Here is a 20,545-nt window from a genome sequence, read left to right as displayed (position 1 = left end):
CCGCCTTACGAATCGCTTACGCGGCAACGGATCTTACGAGTCCCTGACGTCCCCTCGTTCGGCTGTCGAAACCCTGGTCGCGGGTCGTATCGTCGGCCGTCACCATGACCACGATGACCCGGCCGGGACGAACCCGGTACGCCGAACTGATCGTCCTCGGTGTCGAGGTGGCAGTGCTCGCCGCCGCCGTCGGCATCGGCGCGCTGCTCAACCACCGGGGCGTGCGGCTCTACGCCGACGCCGCCCCGCTCTACGCCACCTGGAAGCCCCACCTGGGCCTCGGTACCCCCGTCGCGCTCCTCGTCGGGGTGCTGTTCGTCTGGCGCGGTACGCGCTGGGGAGCCGACACGCGTTGGCCGCGGCTGCTGGTCGTCGGCTATCTCGCCTCGGTGCTCTGGACGCTGTCCCTGGCGCTGGTGGACGGCTGGTCGGCCGGGTTGACCGAGCGGCTCACCGTGCAGGCCGAGTACCTGCACGAGGTGCCCCGGGTGGCGGACGTCGGCATGATGCTGTCCGGCTTCGCCGACCGCATCCTCGACTTCCAACCGCACTCGTGGTCGACCCACACCGCCGCTCATCCGCCGGGTGCGCTGTTGTTCTTCGTCGGGTTGGACCGCGTCGGCCTGGGCGGCGGGGCCGCCGCCGGGCTGGCCTGTGTGCTGCTCGGGTCCACCGTGTCGGTGTCGGTCCCGGTGACGTTGCGGGCACTCGGCGCGGAGGACGCGGCTCGGGCGGTCTGGCCGTTCCTGGTCCTCTTTCCGGGGGCGGTCTGGGTGGGCGTGTCCGCGGACGGGATCTTCGCCGCGGTGGTCGCGGGCGGGCTGGCGTTGTTGGCGGTGGGCGGCCGGCCCGGAGCCGTACTCGGCGGGCTGCTGCTCGGGTTCGCGCTCTACCTGTCGTACGGCTTCGTCCTGGTCGGGCTGCTCGCGCTGACTGTGGTGCTGCTCCGGGCGCGGGACCGCCTCGCCGTCCTCCTGGTCGCGGCGACGGCGGGCGCGGCAGTCGTCGCCGCGTTCACAGTGTCCGGTTTCTGGTGGCCGGACGGCTACCACCTGGTGACCCGTCGGTACTACCAGGGCTGGGCGGCGGATCGCCCGTACGGCTACTGGGTCTGGGCCAACCTCGCCGCCCTGCTGCTCTCGGCCGGCCCGGTGGTCGGTCCGGCGTTGCGGCGGGCGGTGGCTGCCGTGTCGGTCCGGCTACGACCAGCGCCGTCGGCGACGGCCGTCCGTCAGCGGATCACCGACGCCGGACCCACTGTGTGGTTGCCCGTCGCGGCGGCGGTGGCCGTGCTCGCGGCGGATCTCTCCGGGCTCAGCAAGGCCGAGGTGGAGCGGATCTGGCTGCCGTTCGCCGTCTGGCTGCTCGTTGCCACCGCCCACCTGCCCAGCGGACACCGACGGTGGTGGCTGGCGGGACAGGCAGCCACGGCCCTCGCCGTCAACCACCTACTGTGGACGGTGTCCTGACCGCTGCCGGATCCCTCATCACCGCTGTGGTGAAGTCGGCGATGCCGGCGGCGAAGCCCATTCGGGCGGTGAATCCGAGCAGGCGGGTGGCGCGGGCCGGATCGGCCACGACGTGCCGTACGTCCGCCGCCCGCCCGCCCCCGACAGTGACGGGCGACGGTCCGTTCATCGCCACCGCCAGCTCGTGGGCCAACTCGCCGACGGTGTGTGGTTCACCGGAGCAGACGTTGATCGGGACCAGGGGATCCGGTGCCGGTGTCGTCAGGGCCAGCAGGTTGGCCGCGGCGATGTCCGTCACGTGCACGAAGTCACGCCGTTGCTGTCCGTCCTCCAGGACCCGGGGCGGCCGCCCGGCGGCCAGGGCCGACCGGAAGATCGACGCCACCCCGGCGTACGGGGTGTCGCGGGGCATCCGCGGTCCGTAGACATTGTGGTACCGCAGCGCCCAGACCGACCCGCCGGTCTGCCGGGCCCAGGCGCCGGCGAGATGTTCCTGAGCCACCTTGGTGGCGGCGTACGTGCTGTGTGGCTCCAACGGCGCGTCCTCCGGCACGAGACCGGGGGAGAGCGCCTGGTCGCAGTGCGGGCAGGTCGGCTCGTACCGGCCCTCGGCCAGATGGGCGGCCCGGCGGCCGGAGGGCCGGACGATTCCGTGTGTCGGGCAGTGGTAGCGGCCCTCGCCGTAGACGACCATCGAACTGGCCAGCACGAGGTGTCGTACGCCGGTGGTGTGCATCGCCGAGAGGAGGGTGGCCGTGCCGAGGTCGTTGTGCGCGGCGTACCGGGGAGCGTCGGCCGGGTCGATGCCGTGGCCGACCATGGCCGCCTGATGGCAGACCGCGTCGACCCCGGCCAGGAGTCGGGCGAGCAGGTCAGCGTCACGGACGTCGCCGACCACGAGGTCGTGCCGATCGGTCCAGGGCGGTGCCGTCGCGCCGTGCGCCTCCGGTAGGAGCGCGTCGACCGCCACCACCTCGTGTCCGTGTTCGGTGAGCAGGTCGGCGATGTGTGAGCCGATGAATCCGGCCGCACCGGTGACGAGGATCCGCATTCCGGTCACGGTATGACCTGGCGTACCCCCGTGTGGGTGGGTGGGCGCGGTCGTAAGAACCTCGCAAGGTTTGCGCTGTGGGAGCGCACCTCGGTGCGTGGCTACGCTGGCCCGATGGACCTGCGGGGGAAGAGTTGACGGGGACACAGCGGGTGCTGGTGGTCGACGACGATCAGACCGTGAGTGACGTCATCCGTCGTTACCTGGAGAACGACGGCTTCCAGGTGAGCCTGGCGGCCGACGGCGCGGAGGCGCTGGAGGCGGTGGAGCGGGAGAAGCCGCACCTGGTCGTCCTGGACCTGATGCTGCCCCGGATCAGCGGTCTCCAGGTGTGCCGGCAGCTGCGGGTACGGCCGGACGGCGTACCGATCGTCATGCTGACGGCGCGCGGTGACGAGGCCGATCGGATCCTCGGGTTGCAGCTCGGCGCGGACGACTACCTGACCAAGCCCTTCTCCCCCCGGGAACTGGTGCTGCGGGTCCGTTCGGTGCTCCGTCGCGCCGCCGGCGGGCCGGCACCCGAGCGGCCGGAGGCGCTCACGGACGGCGGCCTGGTGGTGCACACCACCTCCCGAACCGCTCACCTCGCCGGCCGCGAGCTGGCTCTGACGCTGCGCGAATTCGACCTGCTCGTCCACCTCATGCGGCACCCGTCGAGGGTGTTCGGCAGGGCCGCACTGCTGGAGCAGGTCTGGGGATGGAACTTCGGGGACCACTCGACCGTGACGGTGCACGTCCGCAGGCTGCGCGAGAAGATCGAGGTCAACCCGGCCGATCCGCGACGGATCGTGACCATCTGGGGCGTCGGCTACCGCTACGAGCCGACCCATGCGTGACCTGCTGCTGATCTTCGCGATCGCCCTCGGCGCGGCGCTGGGCATCGGCCTCGCCGGCGCGATGCTGCTCCGTGCGCTTCGGCGCAGGTCGATCACCGTGCATCTCAGCGTTCTGCTCACCACCACGGTGGTCGCCGTCGCGGTCGGGGTGATGGCGGTCGCGGAGGCGATGTTCCTCTCCCCACACGACCTTGAGGTCGTCCTGATCACCGTCGCGGCGGCAGCGGTGGTCAGCCTCGCGGTCGGCGGGCACTTCGGCCGCCGGCTGGCACGCGCCGCGGTCTGGCGCGACCAGGCCCGCGAGCGGGAACGACAACTGGAGAAGGGTCGGCGTGACCTGGTCGCCTGGGTCTCCCACGACCTGCGTACGCCGCTCGCCGGGCTCCGGGCCATGGCCGAGGCGCTGGAGGACCGGGTGGTCCGTGACCCGGACACTGTCGACGACTACCACCGACGGATCCGGCTGGAGACCGACCGGATGACCCGCCTCGTCGACGACCTGTTCGAGCTGTCCCGGATCAACGCGGGCGCGCTGCGGATGTCGTTGACGGCGGTGCCGCTCGGGGAGGTGGTGTCGGATGCGCTTGCCACCACCTTCCCGCTGGCCGACGCTCGCCGGATCAAGCTGGTCGCCAGCGAGTCGGGGTGGCCGACGGTCGCCGCGAGCGAGCCGGAGCTGGCGCGGGTCGTCGCCAACCTGCTGTTCAACGCGGTCCGCTACACCCCGGAGGACGGCACGGTACGCATCGAAGCCGGCCGCGAGGAGGACCACGCCTGGCTGTCGATCGCCGACACCTGCGGCGGTATTCCCCCGGCCGACCTTCCACGGGTGTTCGACATCGCGTTCCGCGGTGAGCCTGCCCGCACCCCCGGCCCGGGCGACGGTGGGGCGTCCGGAGGGCTCGGCCTGGCCATCGTCCACGGTCTTGTGGAGGCGCACGGAGGTCGGGTCGAGGTGCGCAACACCTCGGACGGCTGCCAGTTCATGGTCCGGCTGGCCACAGCCTGACGGAACGGTCCGGCAGGGTCGTCGTACGACTCGGCCGACGGCTTTCGTGCGATGGCGCTGCGGTCGTTTCCCTACGCGCTTTCCGGTCTTTGTCTCCCGGTTGCCGGTTGGGTTGTCGTGGTGCCGTGAAGGTCAGCCGAAGGCGGGCAGAAGGCGACCTGGTTCAAGTCATTCGGTGGTTGACAAGAGTCTTGCGGGCAGGTCTTTGTAAATGACTGTGGCCTCCGGTGGGAGTCCGGTGCGGACCTGACGCCTTCGGGTGTTTTGCATAGGCGTTCATGATTTCGGCGGTATCCGGATGGGTGCAGACCGGGCAATAGCGCGGCTGACCTGCGTGGGATTCCTATTTTGCCCTCGACTTCGTCGTGTGTGTCCCGGCCGGGTGGGTGAGGGGTGGTTTACCGGGTTTCAGGGATATTGTGCGGTCCATTTCTACGGGTTCTGCGGCAAGCTCGAAAACAACCTGCACCGTGGTGTCGGGTGGTGGAATGGAAGCAGGCATCTTCGACATTCGATGGCTCTCCGGTATAGTGACCATTCCCCTTTGAGTGTGCCGGAAAGTGTCTGATCTGCGTGATGACATCTGGGCTGGAAAATGCGTCAACAGGCCTGCGCTTCGTCGGGCGGCGACCACAGTTGGCGCGTATCGAGAGAGCCCAGGACGGTGCCCTGAGCCGGGGCCGGCAGATGGTGTGCGAGGTGGTCGGGGAGCCGGGCATCGGCAAGACCCGGTTCGTCCGCGAGGCACTGGAACGGTGCGTTCCCGCCGTTCCCCGAGCGGTCGGCACGTGCGCGCCGGACGAGCGAGGCGTTCCCTTCCACGTGTTCCGACACGCCTTCACGGAGGGGCAGCCACTCCGCCGTGGGCTGAGTGTCGGGCGGTTCACCGGGGAGGCCTGGTTGGAGTCCGCCGCAGCGGGGCCACCGGGTCCGGTGCGGCCGTCGGACGCCCAACGGTTTCGCACCTACCAACTGGCCCGCCGGCTGATCGGCCTGGCGGCCCGGGACGGTCTGGCGTTGGTCCTGGACGATCTGCACTGGGCGGACGCCTCCTCCACTGGCCTGATCGCCCACCTCCTGCGCTATCCGGTGCCCGCCCCGCTCCTGCTCGTGCTCGTCTACCGCCCGCGGCAGATGGCGACCCCGATGCCGTTCGGTCCACCGGATCCCCGGGAACAGGCCGAGGCGGAGCCGGCGGCACACGACCGGATCGAGCTCGACCCGCTCAGCCTCGCCGAGGTCGCGGCGCTGCACCCGCACGTCGACGAGGCGGAACTGCGGGTTCGGTACGACGTCACCGGCGGCAACCCCGGTTACCTGGCGGCGCTGCCGGGCGGCCCCGCGTCGGACGGCGTCGACCCGGTCCGGGAAGCGCAGGGGGCATGGTTGTCCGACACCGTGGTGGCCGTGCTGCGCCGCGAATGGGCGGACCTGCCGTCTGTCGAGCTGACCTGTCTGCGGGCCGGGTCGGTCGTCGACGCGCCCTTCTCCGCTGACCTGCTCGCCGCGATCGCGCAGGTGCCGACGGCACGCGCGGTCGAGGCCGGCTGGCGGTTGGCCCGCCTCGATCTGCTCCGCCGGGTCCCCGGCACCGGACGGTTCGCCTTCCGGCACCCGGTCCTGCGGATGGCTGTCGCGCAGGACACCGACCCGGCGTGGCGGGCGGAGGCCTCCGCGCGGGCGCTCACCGCGCTGGTCGAGCTGGGCGCGCCACCGACGGACCGGGCCCGCTACGCGGAGCGCCTGCTCGCCCTGCCGAACGGCCGCTGGGCCGAACGGTGCGTCGACGTGCTCTGCCAGGCCGCCCAGGAGATCCGCCGCGAGACGCCCGACCTGGCCATCGGCTGGCTGCGGCTGGCGCTGCGGGCGCTACGGCCCACCGCCGGCTCGACGCAGCGCCGCCGAGACGTGGCGCTCGCGCTCGCCCAGATCACCGGGGAGGCGGGCAACCTGCTCGAGAGCAGGGCCCTGCTCCAGGAGATCGTGCCGCTGTTCCCCGCCGACCCGCAGGGACGACGGGCGCAGGCGGTCGCACTCTGGGCGCGCGTGGAACGCCTACTCGGCAACTACCCGGAGGCGGCGGCGATCAGCCGACGCGAGCTGGCCGCCCTGCCGGCCGGCACCACACCCGGCGTCGGCTACCGACTCGCCACCGAGATCGACGTCGCCGGCATCCTGGCCGGCCGCCGTCGGGCCGCCGGTCCGCCCGACGCGCTCACCGGTGACCCCGGCGGCGGCTCCGCCGTCGACCGGGCAGGCCTGCTCGCCGTACGCGGCCTGGCCGCCGCGCACGACGGTGCACTCGACGACGCCCGGGGTCTGCTCGACGAGGGCGCCCGGATCGTCGACGCGCTGCCGGACCGGGACGTACGCGACCACCCCGACTGCCTCACCGCACTCGGCCTGACCGAGTTGTACCTCGAACGGCAGGTCGACGCGGCGCGGCACCTCGACCGCGGGCTGACCCTCGTCCGCGCCTCGCACCGGGACGACGGGTTGTGCCAGTTGCTGCTCGGTCGTAGCCAGGTCGCCTACCACGGCGGTCACCTGACGACGGCCATCGGCCTGGCCACCGAGGCGGGGATCGTCGCCCGGCGCATCGGCAGCCACCACCTGCTGAGCTTCGCCCTGGCGTTCGAGGCGGAGGCGACGGCCTGGCGTGGTGGCCCTCGCGACGACGACCGGGCGGTGGCGCTGGCCCGCAGCGCCGTCGGAATCGCCACCGACCTCGCCACCTGGTGTGGTCGTACCGCCGTGTTGGCGTTGGCGACCGCGGCACTGCTGTCCGGTGATCCCGCGACCTGTGCCGAGCTGGTGCTCTCGGCCGGCGGCGACAGCCGGCTGAGCCGCCTGCAGACCACTCTCCGGCCGATGTGGTTCGAGCTGCTCAGCGCCGCCGCGCTCGCCGCCGGCGAGGTGACCGAGGCCGAGCGGCAGGCACGGCGGGCGATGGCCGAGGCCGACCAGATCGGCCTCGCCGGGCAGCGCGGCTTCGCCGAGTCGGCGTACGGCGAGGTGCTGCTCGCCCGTGGTGAGGTCCCGGCGGCGCTGCTGCACCTGGAGGCCGCGGCTGACCTGTTCCGCGCCGGCGGGATGGCACTGCGGCGCAGTCTCGCGCTGGCCTCCCTGGCCCGTGCCGCCGAAGCCGAGGACCAGACCGGCCGGGCGGCGCGGGCCCGCCGGCGGGCACTGGAACTGGCCGGATGGTGTGGCACGGAACGGGTCGGCCTCCGACTGGCCCGCCCGGTCGGTCCGGCCGAGGTGGCCGCCCTGACCGACCGGGAATGGCACATCGCCCGCCTGGCGGCGACCGGGGCCACCAGCCGACTGATCGGGCGGCAGCTGAACATCAGCCCCCGCACGGTGGAGGCGCACCTGACCAGGATCTACCGCAAGGCGGGCGTCGCCTCCCGGTCCGGTCTGGTCGCCTGGGTCGCCCGGCTCGATGACACCGATCGGTGACCGTGAACCGGGCCCGATGACGTCGTTCGGTGCAACGCCGACGGGCCCGGCAACACGAGGCCGCGCCGCCCCCGGCATGGCCCGAGAGTCGCTCACATACTCGACTGCATCGGGCGCGATTCCCGTCGACCGGTGGTGGATGGAGGACGAGATGCTGGGCAGAAGATCCGTCAGGAGCCCGCGTACCCTCGCCGCGCCGGTGCCGCTCGCCGCCGCCGTGGTGGCGCTGCTCGTGCTGGCCGGTTGTGGTGGCGAGCCGGTGGACGCCGCCACCCCGTCGACCGACGGTTCGGCCACGTTCGGTCGCGAGCGGGCGGGGCTGGTGCTCACCGCCTTCGACCAGGCCGACTCGGCCGCCTCGGTGGCCGGCGACGTCGAGGCGCTGCGGACCCAGGAGGTGTCGCCCTCGCTGGACCTCAGCATCGCCGCGGTCCGCCGCGCCGCCTACAACCAGCGTCCGCAACCGTCGTTCCAGCACATCAACCCGGCGTTCGCCGTGCCGCCCGGCGACCCGGCCTGTTTCCTGGCCACGGCCACCCTCAAGTTGAGCGGCTCGGAACTGGCCCCCACCGACGTCAGCCAGTTCGTGCTCGGCGACGACGGCCAGTGGAAGCTCAGCCACAACGTCCAGGTCACCCAACCCTCGCTGGTGGTCGCCCGCAGCATCGACGGCCGGCCCGCCACGCAGGGCGGTACGGCACTGGACGAGACCAGCCGCCGGGCCCTCGCCGCCGAGGTCTTCGCCCGCAGCATCGGCTCCACGACGAGCAACCGTTCCCTCGTCGCGTCGAGTCCGCTGCTCGACGGCCAGTTCGCCGGCGGGTGGGAGGTCTACGGGCAGCAGCTCGCCGGTGTCGGAGCAGCGGTGCAGCGGACGATGGACCGGGCCGAATGGTCCGACTGCGCGGTAGCGGTGCCGTCCGGCACGCTGGCCTTCCTGACGATCCACGCCACCGACACGCTGCGCCCGGCGCCCGGCGGCCCGGCCACCGTCACGATGGTGCCGCAGAGCCCGGATCTGATCGCCACCGGTCATCGCACGGCGATCAGCGGCAAGTCGATCCGGGTGACCCGGGTGGAAACCTTCCTGCTGCTCGTACCGGCGCAGGCCACCGGCACCTCGGTGCTGGGGCTCAACGACACCGCGTTGACCGTCACCACCGGCTGACCCGGCCGCCGACCGTTCCGGTCGCCGCCGACGGCAGAAACCGGTGGCATCACTCGGCCCGGACACCGGTGGACCGCGACGATGGCAGCAGCCGTGATCGCCGGCAGAGGGCTGGCGGTGCCACGGTCCGGCCACCAGGCTCGGGAGGAACCATGTGGCGTCCGCGCTTCCGATCGGACTACGCGCAGGTACGGCTGCCCGACGGCCCGCTGGTGGTGCTGGGGGAGACCCGCAGCCTGATCATCGACGACCCGGTCGCCGCGGACCTGGCCGACCAGCTCGACGGCGTCGAGCCGTTGGGCGACGTGGTGAACCGGCTGGCCAGTCGGCACCCGGTCACCGCCGTCGCCGCCGCCCTCGCCCGGCTACGCGATCACGGCCTGCTGGTGTCCGGTCCGGCGGGCACCTCACCGGCGGAGGCCGCCGGATGGGACGCCCGGGGTGTCCCGCCCGAGGCAGGGCTCCGGTGGATGGCCGAGGGATCCGTCACCATCGTGGACCTCGGCGCGCCCCGGGTGACGGAGACCGCCGACGCGCTGCGTTCCCTCGGGCTCGCCGTCACAGTGGTCGGACCGGACGCCAGGGACGACGTGCCGGTCACCGCCCAGGTGCTGGTGCTGCCCTCGTCGATGCTCGACCCCCGACTGGCGCTGGTCAACGACCGCCACCTGGCGGCCGGTCGTGCGTGGACACTGGCCCGGCCCCACGGCAACGTCGTCCTCCTCGGCCCGCACCTGGTGCCGGGTCGCACCGGCTGCTGGGCCTGCCTGCGGCAGCGGTGGCAGGAGAACGAACAGGTGCACGCCTTCCTCGACGGGCAGGACCTGGTCGGTCCGCCGCCGCAGCCGGGCCGGGCGGTCCTGCCCGGCCTGGCCACAGCGGCGGCCGGGCTGCTCGCCACCGAACTCGCCGTGCTCGCCGTCCGGGGCTCGTCACCCCGCCTCACCGGCCGGATGGTCGCCCTGGACACCCGGGACCTGAGCATGGAGAGCCACCAGTTGGTACGCCAGCCGCAGTGCCCCGCCTGCGGCGACCCGGACCTCGTCGGCAAGGCCGAGCCACGGATCGACCTGCCGCCGAGCGGCGCCCAGCCCAGCCGGGGCGAGGACTCCCGCACCCGGGAACACGCGGAGGCGTACGCCGCTCTGGCCCACCACGTCAGCCGGTACCTGGGCGTGGTGAGCCGACTGACCCCGTTGGAGGCGACCGACAACGGCGTCACCCACACCTACTCGGCCGGGCACAACTTCGCGCAGCCCCGCCAGCTCGCCGGGTTGCGGCGCAACCTGCGCGGGCAGAGCGGCGGTAAGGGCCGTACCGACCTCCAGGCGCGGATGAGCGCGATCGGGGAGGCGGTGGAGCGCTACTGCGGAGTGTGGCGCGGCGACCGCCCGGTGCACCGGGCGACGTACCGCCAGCTCGGTCCGGAGCGAGCCGTGCACCTGCGGGAGCTGCTGCTGTTCTCGGAGCGCCAGTACGCCGAGCGGGACCGGCTCAACGCCGACCTCGGTCACCTGCACCGCGTACCCCGCGAGCTGGGTGACGACGTGGAGCTGGACTGGACCACGGGCTGGTCGCTGACCCGGCGGACACCACGCGAGCTGCCCGCCGCGTACTGCTGGTACGGGCATCCCGAGCTGACCGGGCTCGGGGTGTGCTCGGCCGACTCGAACGGCTGCGCCGCCGGCGGCAACCTGTCCGAGGCGATCCTGCAGGGCTTCTGCGAGCTCGTCGAGCGGGACAGCGTCGCCCTGTGGTGGTACCACCGCTCGCGGATGCCCGGGGTGGACCTCGCCTCGTTCGCCGACCCGTGGACGGCCGCCTGCGTCGACCACCACGCCACCGTCCTGGGCCGTGAGCTGTGGGCCCTCGACCTGACCGCCGACCTCGGCGTGCCCGTGTTCGCCGCCGTGTCCCGGCGATCCGACGGCGGGCCGGAGGACGTCCTGGTCGGCTTCGGCGCGCACCTGGACGCCCGGGTCGCGCTGACCAGGGCGCTCACCGAGGTCAACCAGTTCCTGCCCGCCGTTCCCGGACCCACCTCCGAACGCAACAGGTACGGCGTCGACGATCCGGACACCGCACGGTGGTTCGGCACCGTTCGGGTGGCCGATCAACAGTGGCTCTCCCCGGACCCGACCCGAGCGCCCCGCACCGCCGCCGACCACCCGCGGCTGACCACCGGCGACGTCGGAGACGACGTGCGGCACTGCGTACGCCGGGCGGAGCGGGCCGGCCTGGAGGTGATCGTCGTCGACCAGTCCCGTCCGGACGTCGACCTGGCGGTGGTGAAGGTCGTGGTGCCGGGTCTGCGGCACTTCTGGCGCCGGCTCGGTCCCGGTCGGCTGTGGGACGTGCCGACCCACCTCGGCCGGGGCCCGCTGGCGGCCGACGAGACGGCGGCCAATCCGCTGAACGTCTTCTTCTAGCGAGGGGTGCGCAGATGACCACCGTGGTGAGACCGGCCGGTCGGCGGGAGTCGTGAGCGGCACCGTCGGCGGCCCGCCCATCCAGGAGTCGTACCGGCTGCGCCGCGACGCGGAACTGCGCCTCGACGAGGACGGCTCGCTGACCCTGCGGCAGACCCGCTTCCAGCTCACCCTGGAGCGACCGGGCATGGGCCGGCGGGCACTGCTCCTGCAACTCGCCGCCGACTGGGTCAGCGACGTCGAGGTCGGCCGTCTGATCAGCGGTCTGGAGGGGGAGAGTCGGGTGCTGGCCGCCCAGTTGCTGCTGCGCCGGTTGCTCGCCCACTCCTGGCTGGAGCGCCGCCTCCAGGTCGACGACCGTGCTCTGCTCGACCTGGTTCCCACCGGCCTGGGTCGGGGCAGCCTGCCGGAGAGCCGCCCGCACACACCCGGGGTGCGCCACCGGCTCTCCCGCTTCGCCACCCTCCAGCACGAACAGGGCAGGCTGGTGGCCACCTCGCCGCTGAGCACCCTCGCCGTCGGCTGCGCCGACGTCGCAATCGGCGCGGTGCTGGTCGCCGCCGTACCCGGCGTCGGACCCGACGCGGTGGCCCGCACGCTCGGCGTGCGACCGGCGGCCGCCGGCCGGGTACTCGACGAGTTGGCCACCGCCCGGATCCTGGTCACCGAAGCGGAGTTCGAGGCGGAGTGCGACGACGCGCCACTGGCCTACTGGTCGCCCGAGGAGCTGCGGCTGCACCACCGCTCCCGGGCCGGCCGGCACGCGCTGCCAGTGGGGGGCACCTACCGGATGCGGGAACGCTTCGCCCCACAACCGCTGCGTCGCCCGTACGACGGCGATCGCGCGATCGACCTGCCGGTGCCGGACCTGGCGACGATCGCCAAGGTGGAACCCGCCTTCAGTCAGATCGTGGCGGAGCGGCGCAGCGTGCGCGACCACGACGACTCCGTGCCGCTGCCGCTGGAGCGGCTGGCGGAGTTCCTGTACCGGTCGCAGCACACCAGCGCCGTCGGCGAGGCCGGCGGGCAGGAGGTCGGTCATCGGCCCTACCCGGGCGGCGGCGGGGTCTACGAGCTGGAGATATACCCGCTGGTCGCGCGGTGCGCCGGGCTCGACCCCGGGCTCTACCACTACGACGCGGTCGGGCACCGGCTGGAACCGGTCGCCGGCTGGGGGGCGGCCGCCGACCGGTTGCTGGCGTACGCCCGGGCGGCCGGTGCCATGCCCCGGCCGCCGCAGACGGTCCTGGTGGTCACCGCCCGGGTCCAGCGGCTGATGTGGAAGTACGAAGGGATGAGCTACGCCATGATTCTCAAGGACGCGGGAGTGCTGACCCAGCAGATGTATCTCGTCGCCACCGCCATGGAGTTGGCGCCGTGCGCTCTCGGCGCCGGGGATTCCCAGGCCTTCGCCGAGATGTCCGGGCTCGACCCGCTGGTCGAGCCGAGCGTGGCCGACTTCCTGCTCGGCTCGCGCCGCGCCGCCGGCCCACCCGCAACGGGGGGCCGGTCATGAAGTTCCGGCGACAGGCGCTGCGCCAGCTGGAGGCCCCCGAGCAGTTGGACCGGGCGGTCCGGCTGACCACCGTGCCGCACTGGCTGGCCACCGCCGCGCTGGTCATCGTGGTGGTCGCCGCCGGCGTCTGGTCGGTACGCACAGTGGTGCCCCGCACCGTCGAGGCGGCCGGCGTGCTGATCCACTCCAACGGGATCTCCGCCCTCGACGCGATCGACAGTGGTCAGGTCACCAAGGTCTGGGCGTCCCCACACCAGCGGGTGGCCAAGGGCACTCCTCTCTACAGCCTGCGCACGATGGACGGCAAGGTGGTGGTGGAGAACGCGCCGGGTGACGCGTACGTCGTGGCCTGGCTGGTGTCGGAGGGGGAGATCGTCACCCCCGGCACGCACCTGGCGGATCTGGAGCGGCTCGACACCGCCGGGGACGCGTTGCAGGCCGTCGTGTACGCGCCGGCCGTCGCCGCCCCGCTGCTGCAACCCGGTGTACCCGTCGAAGTGGCCGCCGCCGCGGCACCGCGCAACGTGTTCGGCACCCTGGCCGGTCAGGTCGCCACCGTCGGCGCGTTCCCGGAGACCGAGGCGTCGCTGCGTGCCTTCCTGGGCACCGGGCCGGACGTGCGGCGGCTGCTGGCGCACGGCAGCGTGATCCGGGTGACCGTCGCCCTGGAGCCCGACCCGGCCGCTCCGGGCGGCCTGCGCTGGACGAAGACGCCGCCGCCGTTCCAGCTCAACTCGGCGAGCGAGGTCACCGCCTGGTTCACAGTGGACGAGGAGCACCCCATCGACTGGTTGCTGCGGCGATGAGCGCGCCGTCGACAGCGGTCCCGAACGCACCGGAGCTGCCCAGGATCCGGCGTCGGCGGGTCCGCACGCCCACCCTGATCCAGATGGAGGCGGTGGAGTGCGGCGCCGCCGCGCTCGGCATCCTGCTCGCCCACCACGGCCGGCACGTGCCGCTGGAGGAGTTGCGCCGGGTGTGCGGCGTGAGTCGGGACGGCTCGACCGCCGCCACGGTGCTCAAGGGCGCCCGCCGGTACGGGATGGTGGCCAAGGGTTTCCAGATGGACCTGGCCGGCCTGGCCACCGTGGCGCTGCCGGCGGTGCTGTTCTGGCGGTTCGAGCACTTCGTGGTGCTGGAAGGACTCGGCCGGAACAAGGTCTTCATCAACGATCCGGCGACCGGCCCCCGGGCGGTCAGCTGGGAGGAGTTCGACGGGGCCTTCACCGGCATCGTGCTCACCATGGAACCCGGGCCGGAGTTCCGCCCGGGCGGCACCCGTTACCGGATGGTCCGGGCGTTGGCCCAGCGGTGGCGCGGCCCGGGTTCGGCGATCGCGCAGATGCTGCTGCTCGGGTTGCTGATCGCCGTGGTCGGTCTGACCATCCCGGTGATGGCCCAGGTCTTCGTCGACCGGGTGCTGCTTCAGGAGGACCAGGCCGCGTTCGCCGGCCTGGTGGCGGCGGTGGCGGTGGCCACCGTGCTGACCTTCCTCGCCAGTCTGCTCCAGCAACGCCTGACCGTACGCGCGGAGACGGCGCTCGCCCTCGCCAGCGCCGCCCGGTTCTTCCGACATCTGCTGCGGCTGCCCCCGTCGTTCTTCGACCAGCGCCAGGCCGCCGATCTCGGTCAGCGGGTCCGCGGCAACGACGTGGTCGCCGAGGTGCTCACCCGTCGCGCGGCCACCACAGTGGTGGACACCGGTCTCGTGCTGGCGTACGGGGCGCTGCTCTGTCAGTACGACCTCCTCCTCGGCCTGTGCGCGGTGGTCCTCGCCGGGTTGAACGTCACGGTGCTGCGCTACGTCGCCTCGACCAGGTCGATCGCCGTCGCCGGTCTCCAGGCGGATCGCAGCAAGTTGGTGACCACCGTGTACACCACGGTCCAGCTGATCGAGACGGTGAAGGCGGGGGGCGAGGAGGAGCGGGCGGTGGCCCGGTTCGCGGCGCGGCACGCCACCGTCGCCTCCCGGCAGCAGCGGCTGGGGGTGCCCACCGCTGTGCTCTCCGTCCTGCCCGCGTTCCTCGCCTCGGGGACCACCGCGGTGCTGCTCGGGCTGGGCAGTCGACAGGTCGTGGCGGAGTCGATGACGGTCGGCGTGCTGGTCGCCATGCAGAGCCTGGCCGTCGCGATGAACCGACCGCTGGGCAACCTCACCGCCCTGGGTTCCCGGTTGCAGGACATGAGCGCCGACCTCAACCGGCTGCGTGACGTGGAGCGTTATCCACTGCCATACACCGAGGAACGAGCCGCCGGACCGCTGACGCCGTTGGAGGGGCATCTACGCATCGAGAACGTCACCTTCGGCTACAACCCGCTGGGCCGTCCACTGCTGGAGGACTTCAGCCTGGACCTGCCACCGGGTGCCCGGGTGGCGCTCGTCGGGCGGTCGGGCAGCGGCAAGTCGACGGTGGGGCGGTTGGTCGCCGGGCTCTACCGCCCGTGGACCGGCCGGGTCACTGTGGACGGCCTCGACCGTCCCGCCACCGACGACGGTCTCTGGGCGGCGACTGTCGCCCTGGTGGACCAGGACCAACGGCTGTTCGAGGGGACGGTCCGGGACAACGTCACGATGTGGGACCTCAGCGTCGCCGACGAGGACGTCGTCACCGCGCTGACCGACGCGTGTTTCTACGACGAGGTCGCGGCCCGCCCGGGCGGTCTGGCCAGTCCGGTACGGGAGAACGCCCGCAACTTCTCCGGTGGCCAACGGCAGCGACTCGAGATCGCCCGCGCGCTCGTCCGTAACCCCCGTGTGCTGGTGCTCGACGAGGCTACCAGCGCGCTGGACGCCGAGACCGAACGCCGGATCGACATGCATCTGCGCCGGCGGGGGGCGACCTGCCTCATCGTCGCCCACCGCCTGTCCACGGTCCGCGACTGCGACCTGATCGTCGTGCTGGACGGCGGCCGGGAGGTGGAGCGCGGCACCCACGAGCAACTGGTCGCCCGCGACGGCGCGTACGCGCGGCTGGTCCGGGACCAGTGACCACGACGACCCGAGGAGACGCTGATGAGCGGCGCGGTGGAGGAGGACCCGGGCGGCGGCCTGATCGGCTACTGCGCCGACGGCGTACGCCAGGTCTGCCGCCTGGACGGCCCGGTGGCCGGCTGGCTGGTGACCGGCGGCGAGGCCGACCTGTTCGCGGTGCGCCGGGCCGGGCTGAGCCCGTCCCGCCGCCACCATGTGGCCCGGCTGCCGGCGGGTGGTCTGGTGCCGACGTCCACCGCGCTCGGTGCCTGGCAGTTGATCCTGGTGCCGTTGCCCGGTGCGGAGTTGCGCGGGCTGTCCCAGCGACACCTGTCCCTGTTGGAGCGGCACGTCCGGCTCGACCGGCCGGCGGACGAGGGGCCGTCGCCTCGGGCGCGGACCGCCGCGACGGAGATGGTCACGGCGGTGGACCTGGTGTTGGTCACCGTCGCCGACGCGCTCCGTCGCGGGCAGGCACCCCGGGAGGCGTCCACCCTGAGCGGGCGCGAGATCGTCTCGCTGGCGCAGGGTAGCGCGCTCACCTCCACCGGAGGCGCCTGGTGGCTGCGTAGCGCCGGTGGGCAGCTGCGACGCAACGACGGTGGCCCGGTGGAGATGTCCGGGGAGCACGAGCTGCTGCTGATCGCCGAGCGCGACTGGGTGGTGGCCGAGTCGGCGTGCGCGGTCGAGAGCCACGGCAGCTGGGACCTGCTGGTCGCCGGCCAGCTCCGGTCGGCGGTCGACCAGCACGTTGCCCGGCTCCTGCGCGTGGTGGAGAGCCGGATCGAGGAGGCCGACGCCGCCCTGCTGAGTGGGGTGCGGCGTCGCCGGCAGGTCGACGCCGCCGTGCTCGCCGCGGCGGCCCGCCGGTCGATCGGGGTGATCGGCGCGGGCGGAGCGGTTCCGGTGCCGGACACCGAGGCCGGTTTCGACAGGTACGGGCGGGCCGCCTCGGTGGTCCGGGTGGTCACCGAGGGCCTGGGCAGCCCGGTCAACGAGCCGGCCGACCGCAGTGGCGCGGTGCTGGACGACCGGGCCGCGGTGCACGCGGTGTCCCGAGCGTCCAGCCTGTTCCTGCGTGAGGTGCGACTACCGGAGCGGTGGTGGCGCCGGGACCTCGGGCCGCTGGTGGGTTGGCGGGTCGGCGTCGACCCGGAGCGGGCCGTCGCGGTGCCGTTGGTGTTTCGGCGACGTCGCTACCACCAGGTCGACCCGGACACCCGCGCGCGCAGTCCGATCAGCGCGGCGGTCGCGGCGACGTTCGCCGTCGAGGCGACCCAGGTGCAGGCCCCACTGCCGCCGAGCGCCCGGATGCGTCACCTGCTCCGGGCCGGGCTCGTCGGCGCGGGCCGCGATGTTCGTGGCCTGCTGCTCGCCGCAGCCTGCGTTGCGCTGCTCGGCCTGGGGGTGCCGCTGGCCACCGGCGAGGTGCTCGGCCAGTTGGCCCGGCGGGGTGAGGTGGACGGCCTGGTCGGGTTCGTCGCCCTGATGCTCAGTGCCGCGGTGGTCGCCGGGCTGGTCGGCGTGGTGCAGAACCTACGGTTGCTGCGGTTGGACGGCCGGTTGCAGTCCGGCGCGCAGTTGGCGATCTGGGACCGGCTCCTGCGTCTGCCAGCCCGGTTCTTCACCGGCCGCAGCAGCGGCGAGATCGCCAATTCGATGTTGGGAATCTCGTTCGTCGGTGAGGCGCTGAGCGCGTTGCTGCCACAGCTCGTCTCGGCGGCGGCGACCGTCGCGGTGACCCTCGGCATGCTCCTCGTGGTCGAGCCCGTGCTCGGTCTGTGGGGGGCGGGGATCGTCGCCGTCACAATGCTGACCTTCGGCGCCTTCGCCGTGTTGATCGTCCGCCAGCAACGGTCCGCGCTGCCCGCGGAGCACCGGGCGGCGGCGATGACCAACCAGTTGCTCGGCGGCATCGTCAAGATCAAGGTGGCGGCTGCCGAAGCCCGGGCCCACGCCCGCTGGTCGGAGGTGGCCGCGACGGCCCGGGCGGCCCTGCAACGGGTCCGGCAGAGCCAGGCGGGTCTGGTCGCCTTCGCCACCGTGCTGCCGATCGCGGGGCAGCTGGTCCTCTTCGCCGTGCTGATGGGGCCGCTGGCCGGCCGGATCGCACCCGCCGACTTCTTCATCCTCAACGTCGGCTTCGCGATGCTGCTCGGCGCGCTGCTGGTGCTGGTGTCGGCCGGGGTCGAGGTGATCGCCGCAGTGCCCCGGCTGCGCAGCCTGAACGACATCCTGCGCGCCGACCCCGAGGCGCGGCCGGACAAGGTGGACCCGGGCGAGCTGCGCGGCGAGATCGCGCTGCACCGGGTCACCTTCGCCTACCAGCCGGACGAGCCGCCGGTGCTCGTCGACATCGACCTGCACGTCCGTCCGGGTGAGTTCGTCGCCATCGTCGGGCCGAGCGGCTGCGGCAAGTCCACCCTGCTGCGGCTGCTGCTTGGCTTCGAACGCCAGCAGCAGGGCGCGGTGCTCTACGACGGCCAGGACCTCTCCGAACTCGACGTGCACGCGGTCCGCCGACAGTGCGGGGTGGTCCTGCAGGACGGCCAGCTCTTCGCCGGCTCGGTACGGGACAACATCTGCGGCGCCGGGAGTTTCCCCCTGGACCAGGTCTGGGACGCGGCGCGCATGGCCGGCCTCGCCGACGATCTGGAGGCCCTGCCGATGGGGATGAGCACGATGGTGCCCTTCGGTGGTGGGACGCTCTCCGTCGGGCAGCGCCAGCGGGTGCTGATCGCCCGCGCGCTGGCTCCCCGGCCCCGGATCATCTTCCTCGACGAGGCGACCAGCGCCCTGGACAACCGCACCCAGGAGGTGGTGACCCGCAGCACCGCCACCCTGGCCGCGACCCGGTTGGTCATCGCCCACCGGCTGTCCACGGTCCGTGCGGCGGACACCATCGTGGTCCTCGACGAGGGGCGGATCGTCCAGCGGGGAAGCTACGACGAGCTGATGGACCGACCGGAGGGGCTGTTCCACAGGTTGGCGCGGCGACAACTGTTGAGCGAGCCGGACCGGGCCGAGGCCGTGGTGGAGGACCGGCAGTCGGACGGGCAGCCCGCGACGAGCTGACCCCCGGTCAGCCGTTGTCGATGACGGTGCCGTCGTCCAGGCACACGTCCGTGTCGAGGTGGTTCTCCAGCAGCTCCGCCACGTGCGTCTCGGCCTGGTTCTCCGCAGCGAGCCGGAACGCCTCGGTGAGCACGTTGACCACACCCTGGGTCAGTAACAGGGTTTCCCGGTCGAGGTCGGCCCAGGACGCCCCGGTGCCGCTGCGCACCAGCTCCGGCGCGAGGGCCAGCAGTCGGGCGGTGACGGCGGCGACCAGCTCGTCAGCGACCGGCCGGAGGCTGTCCAGCACCTCACTGAGGGTCTGCAGTGCCGGCACCGTACCCACGCGTACCCGGTGGAGGTCCAGCGCGGCGCGCAACGGTCGTGGTCGGACGGTGCGGACGCTGCCGTCGGTGGTCCGGCCGATCACGCCGTGCCGGGTCAGCGCGTGGGCCAGCGCGGGACGGTCGGCGGTGAGCCGTTGCAGCATCGCGGTCAGACCGTCTGGCGCGTCGTCACTGGCCCGCACCCCGAGCATCGCCTCGATGGAGACCAGGTTGAAGCCCTGCCGTTGCAGGGCGAGGATCGCGTCCAGCCGGCGGACGTGGGAGTCGTCGTAGAAGGCGGCCCGACCGTGCCGCACCGGCGGGGGCAGCAGCCGCCGGGCCTGGTGGGCGCGGATGTTGCGAGGCGACATCCCGACCTTGCGGGCGAGTTCCTCCACGCTGTACCCGGCCGGGCCGCCGGGCGTCGTCGTCACCTGGTTGATGGTCACGGTGGCCTCCGGCAGCACTCGGTGGCGGAACATGGCACCCCGTCGGACCGCTGTCAGGACGGGCGGTCCGTTGATCGCAGCCTAGGTGCGATCAACGGGCCGTAACAGGCGAGGAATTACTACTTGTTCACAGTGATGACAGTCTCTAGAATCGCAATCCGTCGCACGCCGCCGACTCCCAATTACCCGGCTTTCGCCGCAGGGTGACCTATTCGCGGCCACATTCGATGAAATCCCCGCTCGTGGCGCAGCCCGGATCTGCCGGTGGCCCACGATGAAGCGAAACCGGCGGCCCGGAAAGCCCGCGCCGCCGGACGCCGGGGCGTCGCCGCCGGCGGCCGATCATCGAAGGGAGCAGGGGTGTGACACCTGTCGATCGTGCGGTCTTCGTGGCCGCGTACAGCCGGTTGGTCGCCGAGGTCTGGGCCGACCCGGTCAAGGAGCAGGCCCTCGGTCGGGACCCGCGCGGGTTCCTCGCCGGCTACGGACTCGAGCTGCCCGAGGACGTGCAGGTCCGGGTGGTTCGGGACGCCGCCGACACCGATCCTGACCTGGAGGTTCAGGTCGAGTCGTGGGAGTCGGCGGCCACCACCGGCACCTTCGTGCTCTTCGTGCCGTCGCTGCTGCCGGTGGCCCAGGCGGAGCTGGCGGAGGACGAGCTGGACAGCGTCGTCGCCGGTCTGGACTCCAGTTGCGCCTGCTGCTGCCCGTGCTGCTGCACCTGACACCGATGTCTGCCGCCCGGCGGCCCAAACGGCAGATTCTGATGGCAGTAACACGAAATGCTTGATTGCCGAACCTCGAT

General features: G+C 72.6%; 13 protein-coding genes. 11 read left to right on the top strand and 2 right to left on the bottom strand.

What is annotated here, in order from left to right:
• The first annotated feature begins 104 nt into the window (after positions 1-104).
• Positions 105-1,469, top strand: coding sequence for a hypothetical protein (locus O3438_RS09855; RefSeq protein WP_442929584.1), 1,365 nt, complete (start codon positions 105-107; stop codon positions 1,467-1,469).
• On the opposite strand, the gene O3438_RS09850 is transcribed toward O3438_RS09855, so the two are convergent.
• Positions 1,441-2,520 carry an NAD-dependent epimerase/dehydratase family protein gene (locus O3438_RS09850; protein WP_269679679.1) on the bottom strand — a complete coding sequence of 360 codons (1,080 nt, stop codon included), beginning with the start codon at positions 2,518-2,520 and terminating at the stop codon, positions 1,441-1,443. The genes O3438_RS09855 and O3438_RS09850 overlap by 29 nt on opposite strands.
• 134 nt (positions 2,521-2,654) lie before the next feature.
• Between O3438_RS09850 and O3438_RS09845 the strand changes: the two genes are divergently transcribed.
• The 9 genes from O3438_RS09845 (at position 2,655) to O3438_RS09805 (ending at position 18,986) form a co-directional block, all read left to right on the top strand.
• Positions 2,655-3,356 carry a response regulator transcription factor gene (locus O3438_RS09845; RefSeq protein ID WP_269679678.1) on the top strand — a complete coding sequence of 234 codons (702 nt, stop codon included), beginning with the start codon at positions 2,655-2,657 and terminating at the stop codon, positions 3,354-3,356.
• Positions 3,349-4,365 carry a sensor histidine kinase gene (locus O3438_RS09840; protein WP_269679677.1) on the top strand — a complete coding sequence of 339 codons (1,017 nt, stop codon included), beginning with the start codon at positions 3,349-3,351 and terminating at the stop codon, positions 4,363-4,365. Before O3438_RS09845 ends, O3438_RS09840 begins: the two co-directional genes overlap by 8 nt.
• A 576-nt stretch (positions 4,366-4,941) precedes the next feature.
• Entirely contained in the window at positions 4,942-7,827 is a 2,886-nt protein-coding gene (locus O3438_RS09835) for a helix-turn-helix transcriptional regulator (RefSeq protein WP_269679676.1), read from the top strand.
• 151 nt (positions 7,828-7,978) lie between these two features.
• Positions 7,979-8,995, top strand: a complete 1,017-nt coding sequence (locus tag O3438_RS09830) for a hypothetical protein (RefSeq protein ID WP_269679675.1) — start codon at positions 7,979-7,981, stop codon at positions 8,993-8,995.
• Between the two features lie 152 nt (positions 8,996-9,147).
• On the top strand, positions 9,148-11,424 hold the full coding sequence (locus O3438_RS09825; protein WP_269679674.1) for a TOMM precursor leader peptide-binding protein: 2,277 nt from the start codon (positions 9,148-9,150) through the stop codon (positions 11,422-11,424).
• 52 nt (positions 11,425-11,476) lie between these two features.
• The gene (locus O3438_RS09820; protein WP_269679673.1) at positions 11,477-12,940 is read left to right on the top strand and encodes a SagB/ThcOx family dehydrogenase; all 1,464 of its coding nucleotides are present in this window, start codon (positions 11,477-11,479) and stop codon (positions 12,938-12,940) included.
• Entirely contained in the window at positions 12,937-13,746 is an 810-nt protein-coding gene (locus O3438_RS09815) for an HlyD family efflux transporter periplasmic adaptor subunit (protein WP_088988886.1), read from the top strand. Before O3438_RS09820 ends, O3438_RS09815 begins: the two co-directional genes overlap by 4 nt.
• Positions 13,743-15,929, top strand: coding sequence for an NHLP family bacteriocin export ABC transporter peptidase/permease/ATPase subunit (locus O3438_RS09810; RefSeq protein ID WP_269679672.1), 2,187 nt, complete (start codon positions 13,743-13,745; stop codon positions 15,927-15,929). Before O3438_RS09815 ends, O3438_RS09810 begins: the two co-directional genes overlap by 4 nt.
• A 24-nt stretch (positions 15,930-15,953) precedes the next feature.
• Positions 15,954-18,986, top strand: a complete 3,033-nt coding sequence (locus O3438_RS09805; RefSeq protein WP_269679671.1) for an ATP-binding cassette domain-containing protein — start codon at positions 15,954-15,956, stop codon at positions 18,984-18,986.
• A 7-nt stretch (positions 18,987-18,993) separates the two neighbouring features.
• On the opposite strand, the gene O3438_RS09800 is transcribed toward O3438_RS09805, so the two are convergent.
• Positions 18,994-19,773 (bottom strand): MerR family transcriptional regulator, encoded by a 780-nt coding sequence (locus O3438_RS09800; RefSeq protein WP_269679670.1) that lies wholly within the window; start codon positions 19,771-19,773, stop codon positions 18,994-18,996.
• A gap of 329 nt (positions 19,774-20,102) precedes the next feature.
• Between O3438_RS09800 and O3438_RS09795 the strand changes: the two genes are divergently transcribed.
• Entirely contained in the window at positions 20,103-20,465 is a 363-nt protein-coding gene (locus tag O3438_RS09795) for a hypothetical protein (protein WP_269679669.1), read from the top strand.
• The last annotated feature ends 80 nt before the right edge of the window (positions 20,466-20,545 follow it).

The sequence above is a fragment of the Micromonospora sp. WMMC250 genome (assembly GCF_027460215.1).
In the GTDB taxonomy this organism is placed as follows: domain Bacteria; phylum Actinomycetota; class Actinomycetes; order Mycobacteriales; family Micromonosporaceae; genus Micromonospora; species Micromonospora taraxaci.
The sequence above is the reverse complement of the archived record's forward strand: the minus strand, read 5'-3'. Positions and strand labels throughout refer to the sequence as shown.